The organism is Haladaptatus sp. R4, from assembly GCF_001625445.1.
GTDB lineage: Archaea > Halobacteriota > Halobacteria > Halobacteriales > Haladaptataceae > Haladaptatus.
On the sequence record NZ_LWHG01000033.1, the window covers coordinates 166,082 to 187,799 of the forward strand.

The 21,718-nt window shown below is 49.2% G+C and carries 24 protein-coding genes; 13 read left to right on the forward strand and 11 right to left on the reverse strand.

The genetic code is table 11. The features are described from left to right. Positions 1-207: 207 nt before the first annotated feature. Positions 208-540, forward strand: a complete 333-nt coding sequence (locus tag A4G99_RS23405; protein WP_066148729.1) for a hypothetical protein — start codon at positions 208-210, stop codon at positions 538-540. Between the two features lie 90 nt (positions 541-630). Here the strand turns inward: A4G99_RS23405 and A4G99_RS28170 are convergent, their stop codons facing one another. Both A4G99_RS28170 and A4G99_RS23415 read right to left on the reverse strand, forming a co-directional pair. Next, entirely contained in the window at positions 631-1,275 is a 645-nt protein-coding gene (locus tag A4G99_RS28170) for a hypothetical protein (RefSeq protein ID WP_223302190.1), read from the reverse strand. A gap of 81 nt (positions 1,276-1,356) precedes the next feature. Then, positions 1,357-1,635: a hypothetical protein gene (locus tag A4G99_RS23415; protein WP_150123228.1), complete on the reverse strand. Its 279-nt coding sequence runs from the start codon at positions 1,633-1,635 to the stop codon at positions 1,357-1,359. 295 nt (positions 1,636-1,930) lie between these two features. On the opposite strand from A4G99_RS23415, the gene A4G99_RS23420 reads away from it, so the two are divergent. Further along, a complete protein-coding gene (locus tag A4G99_RS23420; protein ID WP_150123229.1) occupies positions 1,931-2,662 on the forward strand; it encodes a hypothetical protein in 732 nt (243 codons plus the stop codon). 23 nt (positions 2,663-2,685) lie between these two features. Continuing rightward, positions 2,686-4,950: a nitric-oxide reductase large subunit gene (locus A4G99_RS23425; RefSeq protein WP_223302191.1), complete on the forward strand. Its 2,265-nt coding sequence runs from the start codon at positions 2,686-2,688 to the stop codon at positions 4,948-4,950. A 163-nt stretch (positions 4,951-5,113) separates the two neighbouring features. Here the strand turns inward: A4G99_RS23425 and A4G99_RS23430 are convergent, their stop codons facing one another. The 8 genes from A4G99_RS23430 to A4G99_RS23455 all read right to left on the reverse strand — a co-directional run bounded on the left by A4G99_RS23430 (position 5,114) and on the right by A4G99_RS23455 (position 8,898). Next, on the reverse strand, positions 5,114-5,548 hold the full coding sequence (locus A4G99_RS23430) for a DUF86 domain-containing protein (RefSeq protein WP_066148739.1): 435 nt from the start codon (positions 5,546-5,548) through the stop codon (positions 5,114-5,116). Further along, positions 5,541-5,972 (reverse strand): nucleotidyltransferase domain-containing protein, encoded by a 432-nt coding sequence (locus A4G99_RS23435; RefSeq protein WP_223302192.1) that lies wholly within the window; start codon positions 5,970-5,972, stop codon positions 5,541-5,543. Before A4G99_RS23435 ends, A4G99_RS23430 begins: the two co-directional genes overlap by 8 nt. 338 nt (positions 5,973-6,310) lie before the next feature. Next, complete coding sequence (locus A4G99_RS24920; RefSeq protein ID WP_150123230.1) at positions 6,311-6,847, reverse strand: hypothetical protein; 537 nt, start codon at positions 6,845-6,847, stop codon at positions 6,311-6,313. After that, on the reverse strand, positions 6,795-7,274 hold the full coding sequence (locus A4G99_RS24925; protein WP_190303866.1) for a hypothetical protein: 480 nt from the start codon (positions 7,272-7,274) through the stop codon (positions 6,795-6,797). The genes A4G99_RS24920 and A4G99_RS24925 overlap by 53 nt, the downstream gene beginning before the upstream one ends. Next, the gene (locus tag A4G99_RS26335) at positions 7,261-7,404 is read right to left on the reverse strand and encodes a hypothetical protein (RefSeq protein WP_190303867.1); all 144 of its coding nucleotides are present in this window, start codon (positions 7,402-7,404) and stop codon (positions 7,261-7,263) included. Before A4G99_RS26335 ends, A4G99_RS24925 begins: the two co-directional genes overlap by 14 nt. A 236-nt stretch (positions 7,405-7,640) precedes the next feature. Beyond that, entirely contained in the window at positions 7,641-7,973 is a 333-nt protein-coding gene (locus A4G99_RS23445; RefSeq protein ID WP_066148742.1) for a hypothetical protein, read from the reverse strand. Beyond that, on the reverse strand, positions 7,970-8,350 hold the full coding sequence (locus tag A4G99_RS23450) for a hypothetical protein (protein WP_066148743.1): 381 nt from the start codon (positions 8,348-8,350) through the stop codon (positions 7,970-7,972). The genes A4G99_RS23445 and A4G99_RS23450 overlap by 4 nt, the downstream gene beginning before the upstream one ends. A gap of 56 nt (positions 8,351-8,406) precedes the next feature. Then, positions 8,407-8,898 (reverse strand): hypothetical protein, encoded by a 492-nt coding sequence (locus A4G99_RS23455; protein WP_066148745.1) that lies wholly within the window; start codon positions 8,896-8,898, stop codon positions 8,407-8,409. A gap of 288 nt (positions 8,899-9,186) precedes the next feature. Here A4G99_RS23455 and A4G99_RS25535 point away from each other — a divergent pair, with 288 nt between their 5' ends. From A4G99_RS25535 to A4G99_RS23505, 9 genes are all read left to right on the forward strand, one after another. After that, the gene (locus tag A4G99_RS25535) at positions 9,187-9,414 is read left to right on the forward strand and encodes a hypothetical protein (protein ID WP_150123232.1); all 228 of its coding nucleotides are present in this window, start codon (positions 9,187-9,189) and stop codon (positions 9,412-9,414) included. A gap of 204 nt (positions 9,415-9,618) precedes the next feature. Beyond that, entirely contained in the window at positions 9,619-10,884 is a 1,266-nt protein-coding gene (locus A4G99_RS25540) for a hypothetical protein (RefSeq protein ID WP_150123233.1), read from the forward strand. Between the two features lie 181 nt (positions 10,885-11,065). Continuing rightward, the gene (locus A4G99_RS29595; RefSeq protein WP_082838035.1) at positions 11,066-11,278 is read left to right on the forward strand and encodes a KTSC domain-containing protein; all 213 of its coding nucleotides are present in this window, start codon (positions 11,066-11,068) and stop codon (positions 11,276-11,278) included. A 23-nt stretch (positions 11,279-11,301) separates the two neighbouring features. Then, positions 11,302-12,681, forward strand: a complete 1,380-nt coding sequence (locus A4G99_RS23465) for a hypothetical protein (RefSeq protein WP_066148749.1) — start codon at positions 11,302-11,304, stop codon at positions 12,679-12,681. A 308-nt stretch (positions 12,682-12,989) separates the two neighbouring features. After that, on the forward strand, positions 12,990-14,303 hold the full coding sequence (locus A4G99_RS23470) for a HEPN domain-containing protein (RefSeq protein WP_066148751.1): 1,314 nt from the start codon (positions 12,990-12,992) through the stop codon (positions 14,301-14,303). 322 nt (positions 14,304-14,625) lie between these two features. Then, a complete protein-coding gene (locus A4G99_RS23475) occupies positions 14,626-16,416 on the forward strand; it encodes a hypothetical protein (protein WP_066148752.1) in 1,791 nt (596 codons plus the stop codon). A gap of 67 nt (positions 16,417-16,483) precedes the next feature. Beyond that, positions 16,484-17,752: an AAA family ATPase gene (locus A4G99_RS23480; protein ID WP_066148754.1), complete on the forward strand. Its 1,269-nt coding sequence runs from the start codon at positions 16,484-16,486 to the stop codon at positions 17,750-17,752. Beyond that, positions 17,749-19,596, forward strand: a complete 1,848-nt coding sequence (locus A4G99_RS24935) for a hypothetical protein (RefSeq protein ID WP_082838036.1) — start codon at positions 17,749-17,751, stop codon at positions 19,594-19,596. The genes A4G99_RS23480 and A4G99_RS24935 overlap by 4 nt, the downstream gene beginning before the upstream one ends. 478 nt (positions 19,597-20,074) lie before the next feature. Further along, a complete protein-coding gene (locus A4G99_RS23505) occupies positions 20,075-20,467 on the forward strand; it encodes an SWIM zinc finger family protein (RefSeq protein ID WP_190303868.1) in 393 nt (130 codons plus the stop codon). An 87-nt stretch (positions 20,468-20,554) separates the two neighbouring features. Here A4G99_RS23505 and A4G99_RS23510 read toward each other — a convergent pair whose 3' ends face one another. Continuing rightward, positions 20,555-21,226 carry a DUF5518 domain-containing protein gene (locus A4G99_RS23510; protein ID WP_150123234.1) on the reverse strand — a complete coding sequence of 224 codons (672 nt, stop codon included), beginning with the start codon at positions 21,224-21,226 and terminating at the stop codon, positions 20,555-20,557. 118 nt (positions 21,227-21,344) lie between these two features. On the opposite strand from A4G99_RS23510, the gene A4G99_RS25545 reads away from it, so the two are divergent. Then, positions 21,345-21,718: hypothetical protein (locus A4G99_RS25545; RefSeq protein WP_150123235.1), on the forward strand; the 374-nt coding region annotated here is incomplete at its 3' end.

Sequence of the window (21,718 nt, forward strand, 5' to 3'; positions counted from 1 at the left end):
ATTGCTGGACAGAAGAATCCGACGCTCCGAGTCGAACCGGGTCGGACGTACGGACTGGTATGGCAGAATTTGGATGGACAACCACACACGTTCGCGCTGCGCGATTCGAACGGAAAGAATCTCCCGGTGATATTGCCAACCGTCCGTACAATGCAGAATGGTAGGCCGATGATGGGTGGTCAGCATGGGACAACGATGGGTGGCCATATGATGGACGGTCAGCACGGGACGACGATGGGTGGGCATGATGACCACATGGAAGGTGGTCAGCACGGAACGAGGATGGATGGAGACGATGGGCACATGATGGGTGGGGAGAATGGCCCGATGATGGGAGAAGGCCAGGGTAGAAGTACACCTCCGAAAAACGCTATCAAAGTCACACCGCAACTCGCAAAGAAAGGAGCAGTTCAGATGCTGGCGTTCGTCGCTACGCGCGATATCGATCAATATCTGTGTACAGTGCACCCGACGACGATGGTGGGAAGAGTAACAGTGAAGAAAGATCATAGCGGCGGCAATCACGGCCACGGGGAGTGAAGTGGAAACGATGTTCGTTCGTAAATAGAGTTCACATCACTCCCTGGGGTGTCTGAACGACACTGAGCAAAACCGAATGTATCGTCCTGCTCAGTGTCGAGAGTGTTGTCGCTGACGCAGAATCAGGTAACTAAGGGCGGCGATGAGAAGTACTTGGACGACCTTATCGATGAGACCGAAACTCCCGACGTGGGGCATTCCATCGCTGATCCAGAGGAGAATTTGAACAGCTGTATAGAGAATCCCTACACTATAGAGATACAGTCGATTGACGCCGATGAAGAACAAGCCAATTCCACCAAGGAATCCGAGTCCAGCGAGTGCCATAATCAATTCACCGTGATCGAGAAAGAGATAGAAATGCACAGCTGCGGTAAAGAGTGCTAAGAGTGCGACGCCAAGATGCATCGACGAGACCGTGAAATTCTGTCGGCGCCTATTTGTGTACTGATAGAGTGGTGCCGTTGCGACGGTTCCAAGCAAGAACAATCCACCAATCATCATGAGCCACTCAGTCGGTGACTCGTCGTCGTGGCTATGTCCTTCTTCACTATGACCGTGTCCCGAATCTTCGTGGCCCTGTTCTTCATGATGACCACTATCCTCATGATGCGTTGTCGTCGATGTCTTGGTATGATTATCATTGGCTGCCATCGAAACGCCGGATGAAGCAACCAGTAGTACTACACTCAGCATGAACAGTGCTTGTCCAATACGTCTCCAGTTCTGTTTCACAGGTGGCGATTACCAGTCTAGGGGCATAGTTCGCTACGAGCGTTTTCATCCGGTGAAAACACCCCTGATGAAACTCTCACCTTATCTTAGAGGATGGAGAAATGTCACTCGATGAATTATTGCCCTTGAGATGCGCTTCTCGTGGCAGTTGACGAGTCCAGCATTCTGTTCCGAGCACTGGACCGTCTCGAAGAGCTGACGACCTGCATTGGTTGCTTCCGCGGCGAGGTTCGGCGAGTCGTCGTCAACACCCTCTTCTGTCTCGTAGTTCCGAACGAGATTGATTATACGCGAGACTGACGCCCGAACTCGCGCATTCTTCTTTTCTGCGTCGGTGAGGTCGTTGATGTCCGCTTCCATGGACTCAGTCGTGTCTTCGAGACCACTGAGTTTCTGTCGGTCCTGGGCACGCTCTTCCGTCGCCTTCGAGCGATAGTTGTCAAGCTCGTTGACACGGGTGGAAACTTGTTGAATTGAGTATTGTACTGATTGTATCTGGCCCACACGCTTAGGTGGTGCTCTGTAGTAGTGTCGGTGGAAAATGGTAAATCAAATACTACTATGAACCATGTCCATCAAAAAACGCCTTTCGCATAAAATATCGATTCCAGATCACGAACAAGTATCATCGCTACGGGAACAGACAACTACCTATTTGAAGGACAAAGTCGGCACGAGGGCAGAAGCAATTGCTGAGCTCACAACTCTGATTGATCAATTTACCAACGAACGTACGGCTTATGCACTCGAGAATACTATTACTCGATTCATACAACAGTACGAACCGAGTGACAACCTCGAATTCTCAGATGATCGTGCGCTCGAGAACTTCTTGCGTCGATATAATTTAGAGAAAACCCGTCTCGACGATCATTTTCTCGAGGTGGTCCGGAGCCAATTCGCCGTGAAGACCACCGAGGAAACGACACAATCACTCGAACGTATTGTTGATGAACTCTCAGGAGAGTCAAAGGCAGTCGTTGATCGCTCGGTCGACGGTACCCTGATGGAGGTGCTATCCCGGTTCGTAGCTGACGGTGGTGAGGATCGAGTCCAGTCTCTCGACGATTTTCTCGAGCGAGATGCTATCCACACGGCTCAGCAGATCGAACAGCTGTTCGTTGAGGACCTACCGCGAGTGGTGGAAGAAACACGGACGGCCGACGTGAACGCAGAGCAGCGGCATACTCGACCCGCCACGGCAGCAGCAGTAGCTGCGATAGCTATACTCTCTGATGGTAGAGGGATCGATCCGCCTTCGAACGCGTCCTGGTCAAACTGGCCTCCCATCTGCTTCCCATACAGAGCAATGCGGACGGACCCCCAGACAAGGGACTCGTCAATGCTCTCCCGGAGGTTGTACGAGACATCCGAGAAGAGGAGATAGACTTCGAGACAGTTAGCTCGAAAGTGACTGGTTCGACGGTACTCGTTGCGCTGTTCGTCGCCAATCTTGTCGGGATGGGTTTGGGAGCGTGGAAGTCGTATCGGCATGCGCCACCAATTCCCGACGAAATCCGTGACCAAAATGGCGACATTCTCGCCACCGACGAACAGATCCGGCTGGGAAAGAAGCTGTTTCAGGCCAATGGGTTGATGAACCAGGGGTCAATCCTCGGCAACGGATCGTATTTCGGAGTCGATCTCACAGCTGATGCTCTGCATCTCAAGGCTGAGTTTATGCAAGAGTACTATGCACGAGAGCAGGGAGAAGACTCCATCGAGGCACTCGATGACGCTGAACGAGTTGCCATCGAGGAACGTGTCAAACGAGAACTCGATGCCGATGCTCCAGATGGATCGACCATCCAGTATTCGGCCGCTGAAGCGTATGCCCACCGTCGAATTCGTGACCAGTACATCGAGCGGTACCACGAAGGTGACCCCGAACGGGGGATTCCGACAGAATTCATTGCGGCACCCGAACAAGCCGAGCGTATCGCTGACTTCGCCGTTTGGACAGCATGGTTTGCCCACACGACCCGACCAGACTCGACCCACTCATACACGAACGACTGGCCGTATGAACCTGCAGTCGGGAACCGGCCGACCGGGCAGGTGTTGGTCTGGAGCACGATTAGCGTCCTCTTGCTTATCTTCGGTGGTGGTCTCGGGGTGTGGGCATACCACTCGCTTGACTTCGCCGAACCGACGACTGACGTCATCGACATTCCGTCGCCTGACTCGGTGTCGGTCACTCAAACACAGTATGCTGCGGCGTGGTACGTCCCTGTTGCTGGGGCGCTGTTCGCCGTACAGGTACTTACTGGTGCGTTGCTCGCTCACTATTACGTCGAGCGAACCGGCTTTTTCCGGATTGAAGAGATGCTCGGGATCGACCTCGTTTCGCTGTTGCCATTTGCAACAGTTCGAACGTGGCATCTCAACCTCGCAATTCTCTGGATAACGACCCTGTGGCTCGCTGGGGGACTCTTCCTTCCAGGGCTGTTCAGCGATCGCGACCCGCCCTGGCAAGCTGCGGGCGCGTCGGTGCTGCTTGGATTGCTCGTGACCGCGACCGCTGGCGCGTTCGCAGGAGTCTGGCTTGGAATACAGGGCAAATTCGGCTCGCCTGAAGAGGGTAACCTCTGGTGGTGGCTTGGCTCTGAAGGGCTTGAGTATCTCGAAGTGGGTCGGCTTTGGAAATTACTCTTGCTTGGTGGGCTCGCCGGCTGGACAGGATTAGTACTTCGGAGTGTTCGACAGATGGACGAACCGCTCGGTGGGCTCGGACACTTCTTGGTATACGCAGGTGGCTCGATCGGACTGTTGTTCGGTGCGAGCATGCTCTATACTCCAGAGACGAACATGGCAGTGACAGAATTTTGGCGCTGGTGGGTCGTCCACATGTGGGTCGAAGGCGTCTTCGAGTTCTTTGTGATCGCCATCATCTCCGTTGCTCTCGTGTCGATGGAGCTGCTCGAGAAAGAGGAGGCAGAGAAAGCAATCCTCTTTGAGGTATTCGCGATTATGGCGGCAGGTATCGTCGGCGTCTCGCATCACTACTGGTGGGTTGGTCTGCCTGATTTCTGGGTGCCGCTTGGGACGACGTTCTCAACGCTTGAGTTCGTCCCGCTCGTGTTCGTTCTGTATCGAAGTATTGGCGAATACCGGTCGTTGAAATCTCAGGGTGAGGAATTCCCGTATACCATTCCGTTGCTGTTCATCCTCGGTAGTAGTATCTGGAACTTCGTCGGTGGCGGTATACTCGGCTTCTTCGTCAATCTCCCCGTGATCAACTACTACGAACACGGGACCTACCTCTCTGTCGCCCACGCCCACGGGGCCACGTTTGGAGCGTTCGGTCTGCTTGCGCTTGGACTTGGTACTTACATTCTGCGTGTTGTGACGCCAGAGGCGGCGTGGGATCCAACCTGGTTCCGAGTCTCGTTCTGGTTCATGAACATCGGACTCACAATCATGGTCGTTGCATCGTTGCTCCCGGTCGGATTCGCCCAACTCCGGGCAGTCTACACCGATGGCTATGCCGCTGCACGGAGTCTCGAATTCTACGAACAATCGCACATTCAGACGCTGTTGTGGGCGCGGACGCTCGGGGATACGCCGATGATTCTCGGGGCACTTACGTTCACCGCTGGCGCTATCCGTCACTTGTATGCCGCCCGAAAGGCGCCATTAGAACGGGATGAAGGAACGACGGGCACACCGGTTTGATTTGAATCGGTATGTGGAGTGATGACCCGTTTGTCACTCCTTCTCGGGTGTACTTCAATTAGAAAAAGATCAAGGCTTACTCGACGATCTCCAACTCATGAATTCCTCGTGTGTCGGTGATCTTATTATCCCTTGCCCGTGAGTTCCTCAGGCTTTCGGTTAATTATGTTCTCTCGTGTTGCTGGAACCACTGGGCAATTTGCCGACTGAACGCGTCATATACTTCTAATCCGCTTTGGAGAGTCTGGTATACTTCAGCATAATCTACCTTACCGTATTCATGAGCGAGGACGTTCCGAAACCCAACTGCAGCGACGAGCGTATTCATCGTTTGCTCATCAACAACTCCCTCTTGGCCGAGAATTCGAATCGCCTCCTTAGATGCAACACCTGTAAAATCAAAGTCGTGCGTTGCAATGTGCTGTGCGAGGTCGGAACACGCTTGAATCGCATTCTCGAACATCCGCTCGACGGCACGTTGTTCGGTCGTATTGGTGAGAAGGTCTGTGCGAGTGAGCGACTGCTGTTTCTCCTTCAGTTCGCTGTGGTATTGTTCGATTTGTTCGAGCTTTGTCGAGACAACTCGCTCATCAGCCATGGAGGCCGTCCTCGGCAATGCGGTCGATCACGTCCCGCTGGTGGCGACGAATATCTTCGTGTTGCTCATCAAATAGGGCTTCTGTGTCCGCTTTGAAATGGCGGAATGCGTCCTCGTCGCCACAGAGGAACTCGCCATTGACGGCATCGTGTGCTACTTCGAGTGGTAGCGTTTCAATGTCAGACAGATCGATGAATGGGGCACCTTCTCGTTGGAGGTCGCCCGAGAGGAAACAGAGCTTTTGGAATCGCTCGCGAGAGGAGAGATTGTCTGCGAACTTGACAGCAAGATCGAGGTCAGATGACGGACGCACGTTGCTCGTGAGCTGCGAGCCGAATACCACCGCGAACTCGATATCTACGTCGCGGCAGAGTGATTCTTCGAGGACGGCGAGCAACTCCGAGTGTCCGTCAATCGAGTCCATACGTGGAATGATGACGGTTCACCACTAAAGAATTCCGTTGCCAAAGGGGTGGAAGTCAATGGCAGAACGAGTTCTTCGCGAACTATCTCGAAGTATAATCCTGAAATCCTCGACCAACGGCTCAACCACGCGTTCCGACCACAAACACGGTGGCCGGTACCAGCTCTCCCCCTCCCGCTGGCTTGTAGCCGATAGACGCCGATACAACTACCGTACTTACGAGTAACCGTACGGCGTCTGTCCCGAACTGTGTCAATTCGGGACGTCCAGTTCCGCGTTTGTGGGGGTGTTCGTGTTAGATTCGTGTCCCTCTCGGGCGTGTTTTCGTCCCGACCACGCTACTCTCCGGCAACCCCGTCTGTGGCCGGATTATCGACCGCGTCCGTGTTCTCCTTCGAGACTTCACCGGGAAGTTCGACATCGGCCTTGAGCACAAGACGCGTCTCCTGGTAACTCAGTCCGTCCTTCGAGCGTTGGCGTTTGATTTTCCCAAGCCGATTCTTCGAGAGTTCGTGCATCGCGTCCATCGTCCGGCGAGCGAGTTCTTGTGAGTATTTCTTGCTCACACCGGACTCTTTCAGCCTAATCCACTCGGCGAGTTCGGAGGCATCGAGGTAGGCACGAATCTCGCCACTGCCCTTCGACCAGAGTGAATAGCGACTCGTATCGTCACGCTCACGCCACGCTTTCCCCGCGAGTTCGTCGGGCTTGCGATTCGTCACTGACGCAAGCATCTCGTCGTCATAGCGGGCGAGTCGTTGCAGTGGGAGCAGGTCTGCTGTTGAGTGGGCAACACTGCCGCCCCGACCGAGTGCATCGTCCTCACCGGGGAGTCGGAAGTAGGTCTTGCCGTCGTTCTTTGGTGATGCGTTCAAGTTTGCTTCCTTCGACGCTAATTCGGTCTTCTTCGACGTTTCCCGCGAGCAGGTGTGCGCCTTTCTCGAACTCACGTGCTTGGAGTTCGTCGACCCGCTCGTCGCAGGACTGCGTCTTGCGGGTAATCGCCTCCCTATGAGCTTTCGCTTCGTCTGCCTCGGATTCTAGCTTCTCGATGCGTTGTGCAAGCTCCTCGATTTGGGTAATACCCTGTTGAACGGTCATACGGAGATCTGCGATTCGCTGGTTTTTCTGCGTGAGTGTCTCTTCAACCTCGTCGATCTGTTCGTCTTTCTCGGTGACTTCCTCTTCGAGGTCGTCGATGCGGTCAGTGAGTGTCTGAACGTGCTGCGCGAGGTCACTGACTGAGACATCCTCATCGGAACGAGTGGACACAACGGAAGTGGTGGTGTTACTCATCGGCACGAACCTCCACTGTGGCCGCAGTGTCGTCTGCTGGCGTGGAGAGACGCGGGAGGTGGGCGATGGTAGTGAGCGTGCCGATACAGCGGACGGTCGTGTCAGTGGCGGTGTGGGTGTACTCGAGAACAGTCATGGCAGAATCGGACTGACTGGTGCAGTGGAAAGTGGCTTGCTGGAGTTCGTTCTGTGCAGTCGTGGTGATCGGTGGAGCCGTCAGAACGAGATAGCGTGTGGGTGAATTCGTCTCCTTAACGGTGCAAATCGTCCGTGGCAACTCTGTAGTAGTAATGCGAACGCGGTCACCCGGAGAGAGATGTTGAACGAGTGCGTCGGCATTGCGTGGATTCAACGGTCTTGGAGCAATCTCACTCACGTCTGCTCACCTCCCGTCGGGTTGACGATACACTCAACCGTGGCGTACGTGCGCAACCAGGCGTACTTCCCAGAGGGGGTGCGTCCGTACTGATCGAGCTTGGAATCGGTGTGCTCGTACTCGTTGTAGTAGCTGTACTGCAGCCGATACAGATCGTTCGATGGCGTGGCGACGTACAGGACGTGCTCACCGGGTTCGGGACCACGACAGGAGAGTGTGGGTTCCGAATGCTCACACTGATAGACGACACCCGTGAGCGTGCGCTGTTGGGTGTGGATCTGAATCGGGTCCGTGCACTCTAGCGAGAGGACCGTTCGCTGGTCGGTCATCGCTCGGCCTCCCGTTTTTCGCGCAGGCGCTGACAGAGCTGGCAGGGCGCGTACTGGTCGTCCTGTGCCGCTGTGCGAGTACAATAGGCGAGTGGGTTGTCGGTATGCAGCGTGCAGAGTGTGTGATTGTCCGCGTCGAGTTCGTGATAGGCGAAGGCGTCGCCTACAAATTGATCAACGATGGCGACCGTCTCATCGGCAGGATAGGGGTCGGCAGCGATGCGCTGGTCGCGTTCGGCGTCGGTGAGATTGCTTGTGAATTGGGTGGTACAGTAATGGGAGTTGGTGATCTTCACCGCATAGGTGCCACAGTGTGGACAGCGTTCGAATGTGTTCTCGATCTCCTCGGGGGTGATCGAGGTGGACGTGCGGGTCATCGCCCATCACCGCCGATGGCTGTCGCTCGCTGGCAAGGGCGTTCGGTGGGGGACATCTACGCGCACACCTCGGTTGTGGTGGTGTGGGCGGCGTCGATGTCGTAGCACCGCTCGAGGATGCGCTGGTAGTGTGCGCGGGTTTCTGCGTGGGTTTCGCCCGGTGGTGTCGAAGGGAGGTTCGGATTGCCCGCTTTGGTGGTGGCGACCGAGCGGTAGGTGTCGGTGTCCTCGGGAATCTGGAAGCCCGCCTCGCCGTAGTCGATCGGGAGACGCCGTTCGAAGAAGTGTTGGCAGTCCGGCGTGGCGTAAATGCAGTACAGGTACGGGTCTTGTCCGGTGGTCTTGGTTCGGGTTTGAAAGCCCACGCGGAGTTCGACCAGGTATGCGCGAGTGATTGGCTCGTCGATGGTGGGTGAGGGTTGGTCGGGGTCCTGGGCGGCGGTTTCAGGGGTGGGTTCGAGGCGTTTGACGGGGTGGAAGACTTTTGTGCCGAATTGGGCCTTGAGGGAGAGCAGCCCGCCGTTGGGTTTCTCGTCGAAGGACGCCATTAGGCGTGGCCTCCAAAGAAAGGTGGTTGGTAGTCGATGCGTTTTTCTACGGAAAGGGTATTGCTAGGCATGCTTCGTCCAAGGCGAAGCGCGGTCGGTGTCTCAGCACCGGCCTTTTCGAAAGACAATCCGCACTTCGTAGTTACTGCTAAGGTAGCCTTTACAATAAAACTTTGCACCCCAAAGCTATACATACAAGTGTTCTAATAAGACACTCTGGTTCCTATCATGTTTATCAGTGTGTTGGATACCTAACGATGAATAGCGATGCCAATAAACCAATTCTCTATGGAAACTCCAGACGATCTCAACAAGACGGATCTATCTATTCTTGACTTACTATCTGGTGGTCGTGAAACACGGGGATCATTAGCCTCCCACATAGAAAAACACGAAAATTACGTTGGAGAACGGTTAAGATGGCTCCGTGCTTACGATCTTGTCCAATACAGACATGAAGAAACTGCTCTCTATGAGATCACTAACAAAGGACAAGAGTGGATGACAAACGAATAACTGGGTTGAGATGAGATAATGACACCAAGATGACAAAGGGTCGTGACTATACTATGTGGATATGCCGACATTAGTAATTCTCGTTGGCAGTCACCAACGTCGGGCTTGGAACTATATATTGTCTCTCCATTATAATCTAATATTAGTAATTATATATAAAATATAAACTACAATCTCTATAGTTAAGGGATATAAAGAAAATCTATGGAGAACGACGAACTTTCAGGCTCTCTTGTTTCTGAGTTCAATCACGTACCATCCGGTCAAATGGTGATACGGCGATATCAAGATTTAGAAGAAAGATATATCCAGAATTTCTTCCAAAAAGGACCTTTTTGCCGTCATATGCCAACCTTTGATGGCGACAATGAAGAAGGCCTGCTCGGGAAGCCAGGATATAGCGACGAATTACGCGGTGGTCTTGCTGCGGTCAGTAGTACTAGACGCGGAAAAAATAGAGGAGAAATTGCCTCGGTAGACGAATTTGAGGAATCCCTGGAGAATTTCCATGAGGCGGTTCGACACAAACATTTTGCTAATTGTTGGCGACTAGGAACAGATGAACCCAAAGAGATGTGGGAAGAATACCTTGATGACGAGGAACTAAAAGAAGGTATCGCCTTTGAAACAACAGTGCATCAGTTTATTTGTGCTCTACCTACCGAGCCTAGTGATTCTGATTTCAAGGATGAAGCTTCCATTGATGAATTTCAGGAAACGCAGATGAAGAATATGCATGTTGGAGCAACTGGAAGCGATATTCTGATTGGTGCAGTGAGATATCAAGACAGAGAGGCAGAAGGGACACTTCAACCAGCTTCATATCAGGCAGCGATAAATTTCTTCAAGCGAAAACAGTTCGATTATGAACGAGAATTTCGATTATTGATTAACCCATTTGATAGTGCTCGGTTATTAAAAGCTAATCCAGATGGGACTCCATTGGGACGAAAACCAACAGTTGAAACAGAACACCGTTTTCTACCGATGGAAACTAAATGGATGACAAACCGAATTATCCTTGCACCTAATGCAGGTGAAGAGCAGCGTGAAAAACTTGAAGATATTCTTGATAGGATTGGTATAAATTATGGAGTAGAAGAAAAAGATGATTTAGAAATTATTGAATCCAGTCTTCATGGACCATCTAGATCAGAGACTCATGAATACGATACAGAATTTGCAGGACAAGATAACTATGAAAAAACAATGGACTACTTAAATGATCAACATAGGAAAATACTCGAAAATACAGAGGAAGAATGGTCTGTTGTAGACTTAGTGATGCTCTTTATGGAAAAAGCAGGTGTGATGGTGGAGGGATATCGATACTCCACAGATGACCCAGATATCGAACTAAATGAATATGGACACATGAAATTGCAAGGGGTTTGTGCCACTCGGAATTTCGTTAATGGGAAAGATTCCATAACGTATAAAAATGATAAAATGGTCGAATTTGAAGAATAAAACCACTGATGGCTAAAAACCATGGATATTTCTACATATAACATCAGGAGGTGATGTTAGATCACCAAGTTCGTTGAGAATGAGATGGACTCGAACAAAGCTTTGACTACAGGGTTGATAACTAGCCAAAGTGCTTTAAATAACTATATAATTTATTGTCCTCTATGAGAATGTCCTCAATATGAACCGAATATCTGTTTCATCAAGCAACCTGAAAAGTGTTGGCTACGACCCTGAAAGCAGTACATTAGAAATAGAGTTCAACAACAACCGAGTGTACCAGTACTTCAACGTCCCAGAATCAGTGTATCAAGGTTTAATAAATGCTGCATCACATGGCAAGTATCATCACCGACATATCAAAGACAACTATCGCTATTCGCAAATCCGATAAGTTCTACCCTCTGGTGATTCTTCTTGAGTAACTACAGTGACTGGATTCAGAACGCCATAGTTAGCGCGTTACCACAGCTTTTGACTCAAGGTTTCCAGCTCAATAATCGAGAACTGGCAACCCTCGCTTGGCTCGTAGTTTGTCTTATCACCCTCACTGTGGCCGCACTTTCGGGCCGCGATCTATGTTCCACCTTGGTTGGGCACCTGAGAATGGCAGTTTCTCCTAAGCTAGTTATCTTGTGGATTACCTATGGTGCATGGATTCTGTTATTCATCGTGGTTGTAGATCAATTTGTGATCTGGAACCCCGTGCTAACAAAGGGCACTCTCGTGTGGGGCCTGACTACAGGGATCGCGATGTTCGTGGGGTTTACAGAAGCAGGCAGTCTCGAATACTTTCGGGAGGAACTCTCCACCGTGCTTAGCGTGATAGTTCTTGTTGAATTCTTTCTAAATGTAGATCCCTTCCCGCTATGGTTCGAATTTCTCTTACAACCAATCTTATTCTTCTTCACAGTCGCTCCAGTTGTCGCCAGGGAGCCTGAACAACAGAAAACTTCGCGGCGCGTAAGGAACTGGATTTTCCTTATCCTCGTGCTTGCGATTGTCGTTAAAACCGCCCAATCACTGTCCACATCTTGGCAGACATTGAATTGGAAATTTTTCGCGCTCCAAGCAGTGTGGCCTATGTTGCTAGGCGTCTGGGTCTTGGTGCTTGTTTTCCCGCTTGCGATTTTTTCGAGCTACGAAAATGCGTTCGTCCAACTTAGGACATCTCGCGATAATCCTACGGGGCTGTGGAAGGCCAAACTTGGCCTCATACTGGCACTGAGGCTCCGACTCAAATGGATTCGCGAGGCATCCAAAGGAGGTAGTTATGAAGTCGCCAATGCGGAATCCGTCAGTGGTGCCTATGAGGCGGCCAAACATTACAAGGCTGATTTAGTTGCTGAAGAGCGTCAAGAAGTAGCGTACCAGGAAAATCTCGTGCGTTATGCGGGGTCCACAGAACTTAACGAGGGGGGTCGTCCCCGAGACAAGCGCGAGTTCCGGGAGTCCGCTCGTGCTTTGAAATGGCTTCATACATGCCAGATGGGATGGTACGAACGTGAACCGGAAGGGTACAAACCAAACTTGATTGAACGCTTCGGAGATGATTTCACAAGGTCTGGTCTGGATATCCCTTCCGGAATCACGTTGGAGGTGTCTGACGATGGAGAACGGTGGTATGCTTGGAGACGGACACCAGGGGGTCACTGCTTTGCGATTGGAGCAAGCAAGGAACCTCCAAGTGAATGGCTGTATGACGGGCCAGAGCCACCACAGGACTTCCCAGGTATCGGGTCTGAGTGGGGTGATTCCCCCTTCTCCATGGATGAATGCCCTAATTGGTATCCGTAATACAGTAATGGCTGAGTGACAGTGCAAAGCATCCATCACTCAACTAACAAGGGGGACGATCGACGCAACTCAGTGAGTTCTTCAAGGTTTCCCTTTTGTGATTAGATCCCTCAAATTATTCTAAACTGTCAAATATGTCGATACCGAGCTTTCTTCATATGGCCATGGGAACAACGCTCTATCATAAATTGGACTCAATCTGGCAGATAGTATCTCCAACGTTGTGCGAACGGTGCTTCTACCAATACGAACCAATATAGAGTTTGAATGTACACATCTTGATGGTATTCTAACTCCTCGGCTTCCGTATGGACAGCGAACTTGAATACTGCATCAACCAATTAGCGGACGTCGTCGAAGAGAACGATGATGGTGCCTCTACGTATTCGGGGTCAGAAGCAGTTAGACTACATCGGTCCCTCTCACCAATTCTTCTTGAGGAGCTTGCGCTGGATCCTGATAATCTTAGAATCAATGCAGGTAGAGTCGAATCCGAATTAAGCAATCTTCTTCTAGAAGCAAAGCATGAGGCGAACCCTGCACAGTATGTCGAAACTCACCTCGGCGAATTTAAAGATGATCTGTACGCCAAATCGTTAGAGAAGTATGTTATCACATTTCCACTGAATTTCGATCGAATGAAACGTGATCTAATTCCGGATTCTATTCGAGTGGCCGATGTTACTTTTCAACGCCTTCGGCGTGGCGAGTGGAAAGATAGGTTTCTCCCTAATTCGGATGCCGACAAGCCTTATTATGCCTCGGAAAACAAACTGGCACAGTTTCTCAAACGAAGTCCAAACGACATTGACAATCATCGCTTCACCTATTGGTTTGTCGAATACAACGCTCGCGACAATTTATATGCAGTCAATCGGGTGATTGATCGGTTGGAAATCCTGCTTGGAATGCTTAATTTCTCCTCAGAATTTGGTAAAGAACAGACGTATTCGAGCAGTCAAGGGCCATGGCCAGACCGGTGGGCCAGCCTTCGACAACCATTCGTCTATCTCCTTCACTCCGATGATGGGTATCAAACTCATTACTGGAGCGATGATCCCAGCCTGCAAAAACCAGATAAACCCCACAGCAGTAATGGAGAAGTCTTTGAGACTGTGTTCGACTCATTGCCTACCTTCGAAAACGAACAGCCATTAGATGGTCGTCTACTCAATGCATTCCGAGCGTTTCAGTCGGCAATTACCGAGCCAGAAGAACGTGAATCATTCTTCGAGTTCTGGCGCGGAGTTGAGATTCTAACCCTCGTTGAACGGGATGAAGCGATGCCAAATGTCGTGAATCGAGCCTCGGCCCTCATTGAATGGGATGATCCAGAAATAGGACGAATACGCACTGACCGATGCCTAAACAAACGAAATGCGTATGTTCACGAAGGTGCTGGATTACGGGTAACGGTTCCCGATCGAAATCTCGTCAAAACCCTGTTGGAGTCGCTGATGAACTTTTACCTTGAGCGTCGTACTGTGTGGAGTGTCGAGGACATGAGATTCGTGCTGGATAATTTCACGGCAAGTAACGCAGTTGTGGAGCATCTCCGACAACAGCGAGAGAAAGAGCTAGAACTGATCGACTGGATTGAGACCATCGCTGATCAGAATTGAAGAGGCTGCTACCACTTGTTAAGAAGCACCGTTGCGAATCGGATAAGGAAGACCAAGCTACCAACCTTCCCAAGATCGGAAAACAGCGACGAGACGAAATGAGGAATCACTGCGGGTACGCTGAGCCATAATACGATGCTAGCGACCACGAATCTAAGGGTTTAAAGCGCATTCCAGTATCCGCCGAAGTATATCTGACTCACGCTATTGGACTGTTCCTTTGAGAAGCTCTCGGTGGGTGCACATTCGTTTCTTCACCAGTATCAGTTAACAGGCCGATTAAAACATAACACTATAGGAACGTCAGATAATTCCCCTATCTATGCCGGACCTTCTCATCTTCACACTTTTCGCAACTATCGTCGCAATCTATGGTGTCCTTCCCCGATACCGGCAACTCCGTGTCGGATATAGTCTCGGAAACAAACGTTCTATTGCCTTTCTTAGCTTCTTCGGCCTCATCATCATTGCAGGGTACGTCGGTGGACTCCTTTTACAACCTAATGGCAAAGAATCTCTCGGAACCATCAGTACTGGCTACACTCCGATTGAAATCACGCAGTTTACAGTCAATTTTGTGGAATTAGGGGCGGCACTGGTTATTGTTGGTGTGTTCATCAGTGTCTTCGGAAGCAAGAGCGTCCGGATCCGGAACGAACAATTTCTCCTTAGCATTCTCCGAGAACTCTACAACAGAGGTGAATACGGAACCTTAGTTGATGTTATCAGTGACAACTATGTTCCTCTCGTTAACCACCCTGAAGAGCCGACAGCGCCCGGCAATGAATCCTGGTTTGAGGTTTTATCGTCTGTCGATATCCCTGGAGAGGAAGGACCACAGGGAGAAGACGATGATCCCTCAATTCCCACGAGAGTCATCGACAAGATCGAGGAGACAGTGCCTGGAGGGTGGATAGAACGTCTACGCGACAAGGTAAGCTTGAAACGACAACAAGCGCGATATCGATTTAAGCGGCTGCAGTATCGTTTAGCGGATACAGCTGAGGAGGCAACAGAATATACAGAGTCCCTTCTGTTAGATCCGGAATTCAGTGCGAAACACCCCACTTTGGACCCTGACCTTGGGATTGACATTATCGGAGATGACTCCCTAAATGGATTCCGACGCCGGGAATTTACTCACAGGTACCTGACTACGTTACTCAAGACAGAGAACAGTCTACTTTATCGAAATATCGAAGATAATATGGGTGGGCGTGGTGTATACAGATACCGAATTGACCCGGATAACCGCCTAATCTATGCGTTGTTGTCGGACTGCTCGCGAGTAGAGACGTTGGATGTGTACAAGCCGGTTGGTGATACTGCTGAGAGAATTCTTCGAGAGCAAGGCAAACGGGACTACGATAAGTACCACGATCAGCGGTTAACCTCTTCTAATATGTCCGATGACTACATCTTCAGTGACCCAATCTATGTTGCGATCATGTTCTTCGATATCATGGTGAGCGAGTCGCTCTATCAGCGGATGGAATGGCACATGTGGCTGTACTACTACGACTCAATCACGCGCTTGATCTGCGAGAATTATGAGCTGACAGAAGAGAGTGATCGGACGGCTGAGTGGCCGAATGATTACTCTAGGTTGCTCTATGAGATAACAAGCAATATGGTTGATTGGCTGGAGGCGACAGAGGAGATGGTGACGAAGGAGGAATATGATGTATCAGTTGAAACTCCGACAGATGATGAAGAAGAGCACGAGGAGCAGTATGCCGACTTTATCAAGCTGGATTCAATCGATGATCACAGAGGTGCAAATATTCCCAAATCTACCGTGATATGCTTATTTTCTTGTCATAAACGGATTCTAACGACTGATGAAATCCCCAAGCAGTTCAAAGAGTATATTACGGACATTATCTTTCGGTGTTGTGTTGAGCTTCGGAAACACGACGAAGGAACGTTATTGTGGAAGTATACCGAATTGATGCTGTATTGTCTTGAGTCGGAAATCAATGACTCTCGTTCGGGTCACAAGTATCATCATGAGTTACAGTCCGTTTATGATGGTGAGGTTCGGCACGAGGTTGTGGTGAAGTCGATGACTGGTGGTGATCTCGTCGATGAGTTAGACGACCTGATACTGTAAGCGCGGGTCCGCCAGTCTTTCATTAGTTTGCGATAATCTAATATGTTCTGAGTCTAAAGTAACACCAATGAGTAAATCGAGTTTAAATGACGGATATAATTTGGAAGACGCGATTCGGCTGCAAGCAGAAATTTTCCGCGAACAGGACACTGCCAAACGAGTTATCAACGGTGCAAATGACGCTGCAGTGATTGAATTTCTGTTAGGGAAAGATAGCCAAAATCCTGTCGAGACCCCCATCGACGAAGTTCATGATGGAAAGCGAGGTATGGGAGAGATTCGGAGAGCCATTTTACGATCTGATGAAGCAAGTGCTGAATTGAAGCGTGAAGTAGCAACACGTGAGGATTCAGTTAATGACTATGAGACACTTGTACCGGACTCTGTCTTAGACAATGCATTGGGAGCTCTCGCAATGAATAAACCAGTGGTCCTAACCGGGCCAACTGGGACTGGAAAAACAACCTTTGCTAAACAACTCGCGAAGATGACGTGCGTTGGTTACGATATCTATACTGCATCACCATCGTGGACCGAACAAGATATCATCGGGCAAATTACTCCAGACTATTCTAGCGGTCAAATTTCATACCGTAAGCAAGCAGGATATGTTTCAAAAGGGGTTCAACAAGTTAGGGAATTCGAAGAGAAATGGGCGGTCATCATTGATGAGATGACGAGAGCGGATATCTCGCGGATATTTGGCCCCTTGTACACTGCTATCGAAAATCCAAGCCAGACGATTTTCGAACCAGATAGTGGCCCTACAGTAGAACTCGACCAACGGTTGAATATTATTGGTACCATGAACGTGTCGGATCGGACAGTCAATGAACTCGATAATGCGATTACTCGACGTTTCGCGATGATTGAGATCTCGAGTTTCGAAAAGGAGGACCGAGATACGTTATTCCGAAACTGGGGAGAAAAACATCTTGATAAAACAACGGTTGATGTTGATCGTCTAATCGAGCTATTCCATAGAGATTATGAACAACTCAATGGAGAAGCAGATGATAAAAGTATCATTCAATTTGGACCAATGCATTATAAGGACGTTGTGAGCTTTTTAGAAGCAGTTTGTAAAAGCAGAACCGACACCGATGACCCTGGTGTCGGTAGATATGAAACTCGTCCTGCTGAGGCAGTTGGTGAAGCTTTCCAAATTTACATAATACCGAGATTGTTGAACGAGGCAACCTACCCTCAAATCCAAGAACTCCTCCAGCATTATCAATCGCTGAACAAAGAATTCGACGAATTCGATCTATCCTCCGCAGTGGAATTGATCGAAAGACGACACCAGTCTGATGAACGGCGGATGGGTCGGTCATGAGTTTAGCTAGCGGGGTATCTGACAGTAGTGGTGTACCCACGCTAGACGATCGTATCGAAGTAGAAGAACATGAAGAATTGGTCATAGAGAAGTTTCCAAAGGACATCGCGAAGCAGTTAGAACGTGCTGCTTTCAAACCCGGCGACTCTAAAAATACCTATATAAAGCACCAAGAGTCGGCACTTGACTCCAGTAAAATCTCTGTTGTTGAAGTTAAATTGGAGGAAGATCAGCTCGTAATCTCTGTAGGAAATGCTGTCGGAATAATAAATCTGACACCCAATTCTAAGCTGCAAATAAATCCAAAAATCGGATGGAACCACATCCTCAAGATGTTCTTGGCAGTACAAGAAAAAACTAGGACATTCGATTATCATGGGATCCCAATTCGAGAGTTCTTAGCGGATGATCTTGGTATTGAAGATGTCTTTATCATTGTAGCAGCAAATTATCTAAATAGCCTCCAATCTCTCTTTCAGAACGGGTTTGTACGAAGGTTAGAGACAAAAAGAGTTGAAGCGATCCAGGCATCAGGGCGAATTGATATTGAACGTAGCTTGAGGAACAATCAGTTGTCAAATGGTGTTCCAAAACAACACTTTATCCAGCGGGAAGTAAATTACAACGTTACTGTTAATTCTCTTGTCTACCGGGCTGGTATAGAACTCTTGCGTCTTTTCCAATTGTACTCTCAAGACTACCTGCACTCCGGATACTTTCGAGTATTTTCTCAGCTCGAGGATGCTTTACGTCGAATGGAAAAATATGGCATAGTTGACGACCAAATAACTCCCAGACAGGCAGCGGAGCTCTCTATTGGCGATTTACACCCTCAACGGCATTACTATCGCGATGCAATTCAGGTATCTAAAACTATATTATCGTCTACTATTGGTGAACCTCTTGATGAGGGTAGAGAAGAGCTCACAATGGATTATATCCTCAGTATGGATACTCTATTTGAGAAATATTCACAGTCAGTACTCGAATCTAAAATTAAAGAGCTATCAGATGATCCACGATACCCTGAATTGGATGATATTGAGGTCAATCCAGAATCATTGAGCTTGTTTTCGGATACTAACCAATATCGAGTAGATCCGGACCATGTTATTCGACAAGATAGTGAACCAATAGCGATTATCGATTCAAAATACTATGCGATGAGCCACTCCCCGTTAAAGGATACATATGCTCGATCCCGGTTGCTAGGATATGGTTATCGGCTAGAAGTCAATGAGCTCGCATTTCTCTGTCCACTAAATAGTGACGAGGAACATCCATTTGAAGGCCGAGAGGGTAACTTGCGGGTAATTGCTCCAAGTGAATTTTCTACCGATCTCTTCGAAGAGCGTGTCCGTTCCTATCTGCACGAAATATTTGATATTTCTGCTAATGACATCCTTATTGATGAGTTGGAAAAACGGATTGTTTGCCATCCAAAGGTGGATGATAATTCGATTGACGTGCTACTTTCATCGGAATTCTTAGAGGCTAAGGCACTCGTAGCAGATGCATATTCTATCCTTCGGTATTCTACGAAGTTATCTCACACTCGATTGGATGCAATTGACATTAACCCCTCCTATCATAAGGTCCAAGAATATCTCGAACAATCCGTTGAGGGCTACGATTACGCTGTTCCTTTGTTTATCTCTAGTGGTGAAGAAATCCCCAAACCAACTGGCGGTCAGGAGAACGAGGACGAAACGCCATTACCGGGTTATAGTGATGAAGATAAAGAATGCGAACGGATTCAAGTCCACTGTTTCAATGTCACCAGTGATGGTGGATTGAAGGATTGGAAGATAATGCCACCATTAGTTATTGATTGGAAAAAATAATCATCGGTAAATCACCCCGGACTATTCCCTGGGAATCCACCAAATAACCACCCGCGAACTCAACTTCCCACGTTCCAACTTACCCTGCTCATGTAGCTCCTCGAGCCGCTGATGCACTGGTCGCCGTTCCATCTCGACCGTATCTGCGACCCACCGAGCAGTCACCGCCGGAAACTCGGACTCACGAATCACTCGAAGAATATCGTCATCACTCGTTTGCTCCGCAAATCGTCCCTGCTTGTCGCGCTCACTCTCGTTTTCAGTCATAGCCCAAAGTACCGCAGCCACTTACTTAATACCGAATCCCACATAGGATACCGAAATCTTTAATACCGAATCCCACATAGGATACCGAAATCTTTAATACCGAATCCCACATAGGATATGGTAGGAAGAACGGTGCCCTCGGGCGTGTGTAGAAACGCGCCGGGTGCTCTAACACCCGGCACCGGTCTTCCAAATGGAATCTCGAAAGACCATGTCAACGAAATCGCCTAGTGAACTTGAAGCTGACGAGACGGCACAGAAACGCGCACAATGGGAACAATTTTCCTTCGACGTCGATGCCCCCGGACTCATCGAAGTGACCAACGAGAGCCACGAGAACCCCGCTGAACACCAATACACGGTCTCCATCGACGACGTGACCGAGGAACTGATGGCCTGCACCTGTCCGCACCACGTCCACCGGAACGCATTCTGCAAGCACATGACCGCCGTCGAGAACGCAACCGACGACGGGACGCTTGAGGCCTTCCCGTCCGAGGACAACGAAGACGATGCCGAACCCGAAGATTGCGACTGTGAGGGCCTCGGTGACTTCCCGTGCTGGCCGTGCGTGAGGACCGGACGGAAAGAGCTGCCGAACTAACCACCGCTTCGTTTTCACTACTTTGTATCAATTTCACTCTTGAAAAGGGAGCGGACAGGTAATGTGGCGGGTGATCAATGAATCGTCCTACGTTGCGGGGTGTACTATGTTTTGATTGCCAAATTTTGTAGCTAACCAACCACCAATTGCGGCTCCGATGAAACCCAATACGGCTCCAATAGCCAAGATAGCCAGTACAACCAATGGGACGACGATCACCGTAAAGACGATAGCACCGGACCCAAGCCATTTGGTGGCGATGTCAGAGAGAGGACTGAACGCCATCACCAGTGCTGGAATCGCACCAAGAGCTCCAGCACCGATACCCGTCCGATATATCCTCAGTGCGTTGCGTTTCGCCAGATAGCCTGCAATCACTCCCCCAATAGTCGCCATTATGAGTGAGTAGATCTCTGGTTCAAAGAACCAATTGTATCCGACGGTCAGTGGGATAGATATGAGTCCGCCAATAAGTGCGTATTTCCACTCTGACGACGTCTTGCTAGTTTGATTGAATCTCACCATACTAATTGACCCAAGTGATATATGGAGGCAAGAGTACTTTATTCTTTCTACGTTTATTTGTTTGAATGGTAAATAGTTGCTATACCTAATAGTGATGAAGAAATGCTGGATATTTCTGTTATCTCCCTCATCTATCCATAAGAAATCAAAAGTACAAAACCGATGTAATATCAAATTCAAGGCGTCAAGCCATCGAAATCCCCATATCTCTGTTCTACTGATTTTGAAACCCATATCTCACATTTTACACCTGTTATATAAGCTCTCAGTTCAACACATAATTAATTAACTTACACTAGTATATATACTTGATTGACAACAGTTATTATCTGATAGAGCCATTTATTGGTTGATGTCTTGGATAAAATCAAGCTCAGAAAAGGATTCGTTTACCCGACGAAAAGCACTGGAAACCATCGGTATGGTAGGAACTGGATCTTTCGTTCTGCCCGGTCTCGCTGCTGCAGCTCCAGGACAAAAAAGTTTGAAAAATAACTCAGATCTTCCAGTTCCAGAGGAAGAAGTGGTGTATGCTGATGAGATGCAATCTTTCAGTCCATCCGCGAAGCAGGTTCCAGTCGATCAGCTACCTATCTCTATGTACAGTAATGAAAGTAGTTTAGAGAGTGGTATGAGTGCAATGGCTAGTGCCAACCGTTGTTACGGTACTGGTGTTAAATTTCTTGACGTACAAGTGTGTCTGAACAGCAATGGTAATATTAAGGC

Excerpts from the sequence above, each read along its gene's own strand:
- A4G99_RS23405 (WP_066148729.1), top strand. The coding sequence starts at position 208 with ATGATGGACGGTCAGCACGGGACGACGATGGGTGGGCATGATGACCAC.
- A4G99_RS23415 (WP_150123228.1), bottom strand. The coding sequence starts at position 1,635 with ATGGAAGCGGACATCAACGACCTCACCGACGCAGAAAAGAAGAATGCG.
- A4G99_RS23430 (WP_066148739.1), bottom strand. The coding sequence starts at position 5,548 with ATGGCTGATGAGCGAGTTGTCTCGACAAAGCTCGAACAAATCGAACAA.
- A4G99_RS23435 (WP_223302192.1), bottom strand. The coding sequence starts at position 5,972 with ATGGACTCGATTGACGGACACTCGGAGTTGCTCGCCGTCCTCGAAGAA.
- A4G99_RS26335 (WP_190303867.1), bottom strand. The coding sequence starts at position 7,404 with ATGACTGTTCTCGAGTACACCCACACCGCCACTGACACGACCGTCCGC.
- A4G99_RS23445 (WP_066148742.1), bottom strand. The coding sequence starts at position 7,973 with ATGACCGACCAGCGAACGGTCCTCTCGCTAGAGTGCACGGACCCGATT.
- A4G99_RS23450 (WP_066148743.1), bottom strand. The coding sequence starts at position 8,350 with ATGACCCGCACGTCCACCTCGATCACCCCCGAGGAGATCGAGAACACA.
- A4G99_RS23455 (WP_066148745.1), bottom strand. The coding sequence starts at position 8,898 with ATGGCGTCCTTCGACGAGAAACCCAACGGCGGGCTGCTCTCCCTCAAG.
- A4G99_RS25535 (WP_150123232.1), top strand. The coding sequence starts at position 9,187 with ATGGAAACTCCAGACGATCTCAACAAGACGGATCTATCTATTCTTGAC.
- A4G99_RS25540 (WP_150123233.1), top strand. The coding sequence starts at position 9,619 with ATGGAGAACGACGAACTTTCAGGCTCTCTTGTTTCTGAGTTCAATCAC.
- A4G99_RS29595 (WP_082838035.1), top strand. The coding sequence starts at position 11,066 with ATGAACCGAATATCTGTTTCATCAAGCAACCTGAAAAGTGTTGGCTAC.
- A4G99_RS23470 (WP_066148751.1), top strand. The coding sequence starts at position 12,990 with ATGGACAGCGAACTTGAATACTGCATCAACCAATTAGCGGACGTCGTC.
- A4G99_RS23475 (WP_066148752.1), top strand. The coding sequence starts at position 14,626 with ATGCCGGACCTTCTCATCTTCACACTTTTCGCAACTATCGTCGCAATC.
- A4G99_RS23480 (WP_066148754.1), top strand. The coding sequence starts at position 16,484 with ATGAGTAAATCGAGTTTAAATGACGGATATAATTTGGAAGACGCGATT.
- A4G99_RS24935 (WP_082838036.1), top strand. The coding sequence starts at position 17,749 with ATGAGTTTAGCTAGCGGGGTATCTGACAGTAGTGGTGTACCCACGCTA.
- A4G99_RS23505 (WP_190303868.1), top strand. The coding sequence starts at position 20,075 with ATGTCAACGAAATCGCCTAGTGAACTTGAAGCTGACGAGACGGCACAG.
- A4G99_RS23510 (WP_150123234.1), bottom strand. The coding sequence starts at position 21,226 with ATGGGTTTCAAAATCAGTAGAACAGAGATATGGGGATTTCGATGGCTT.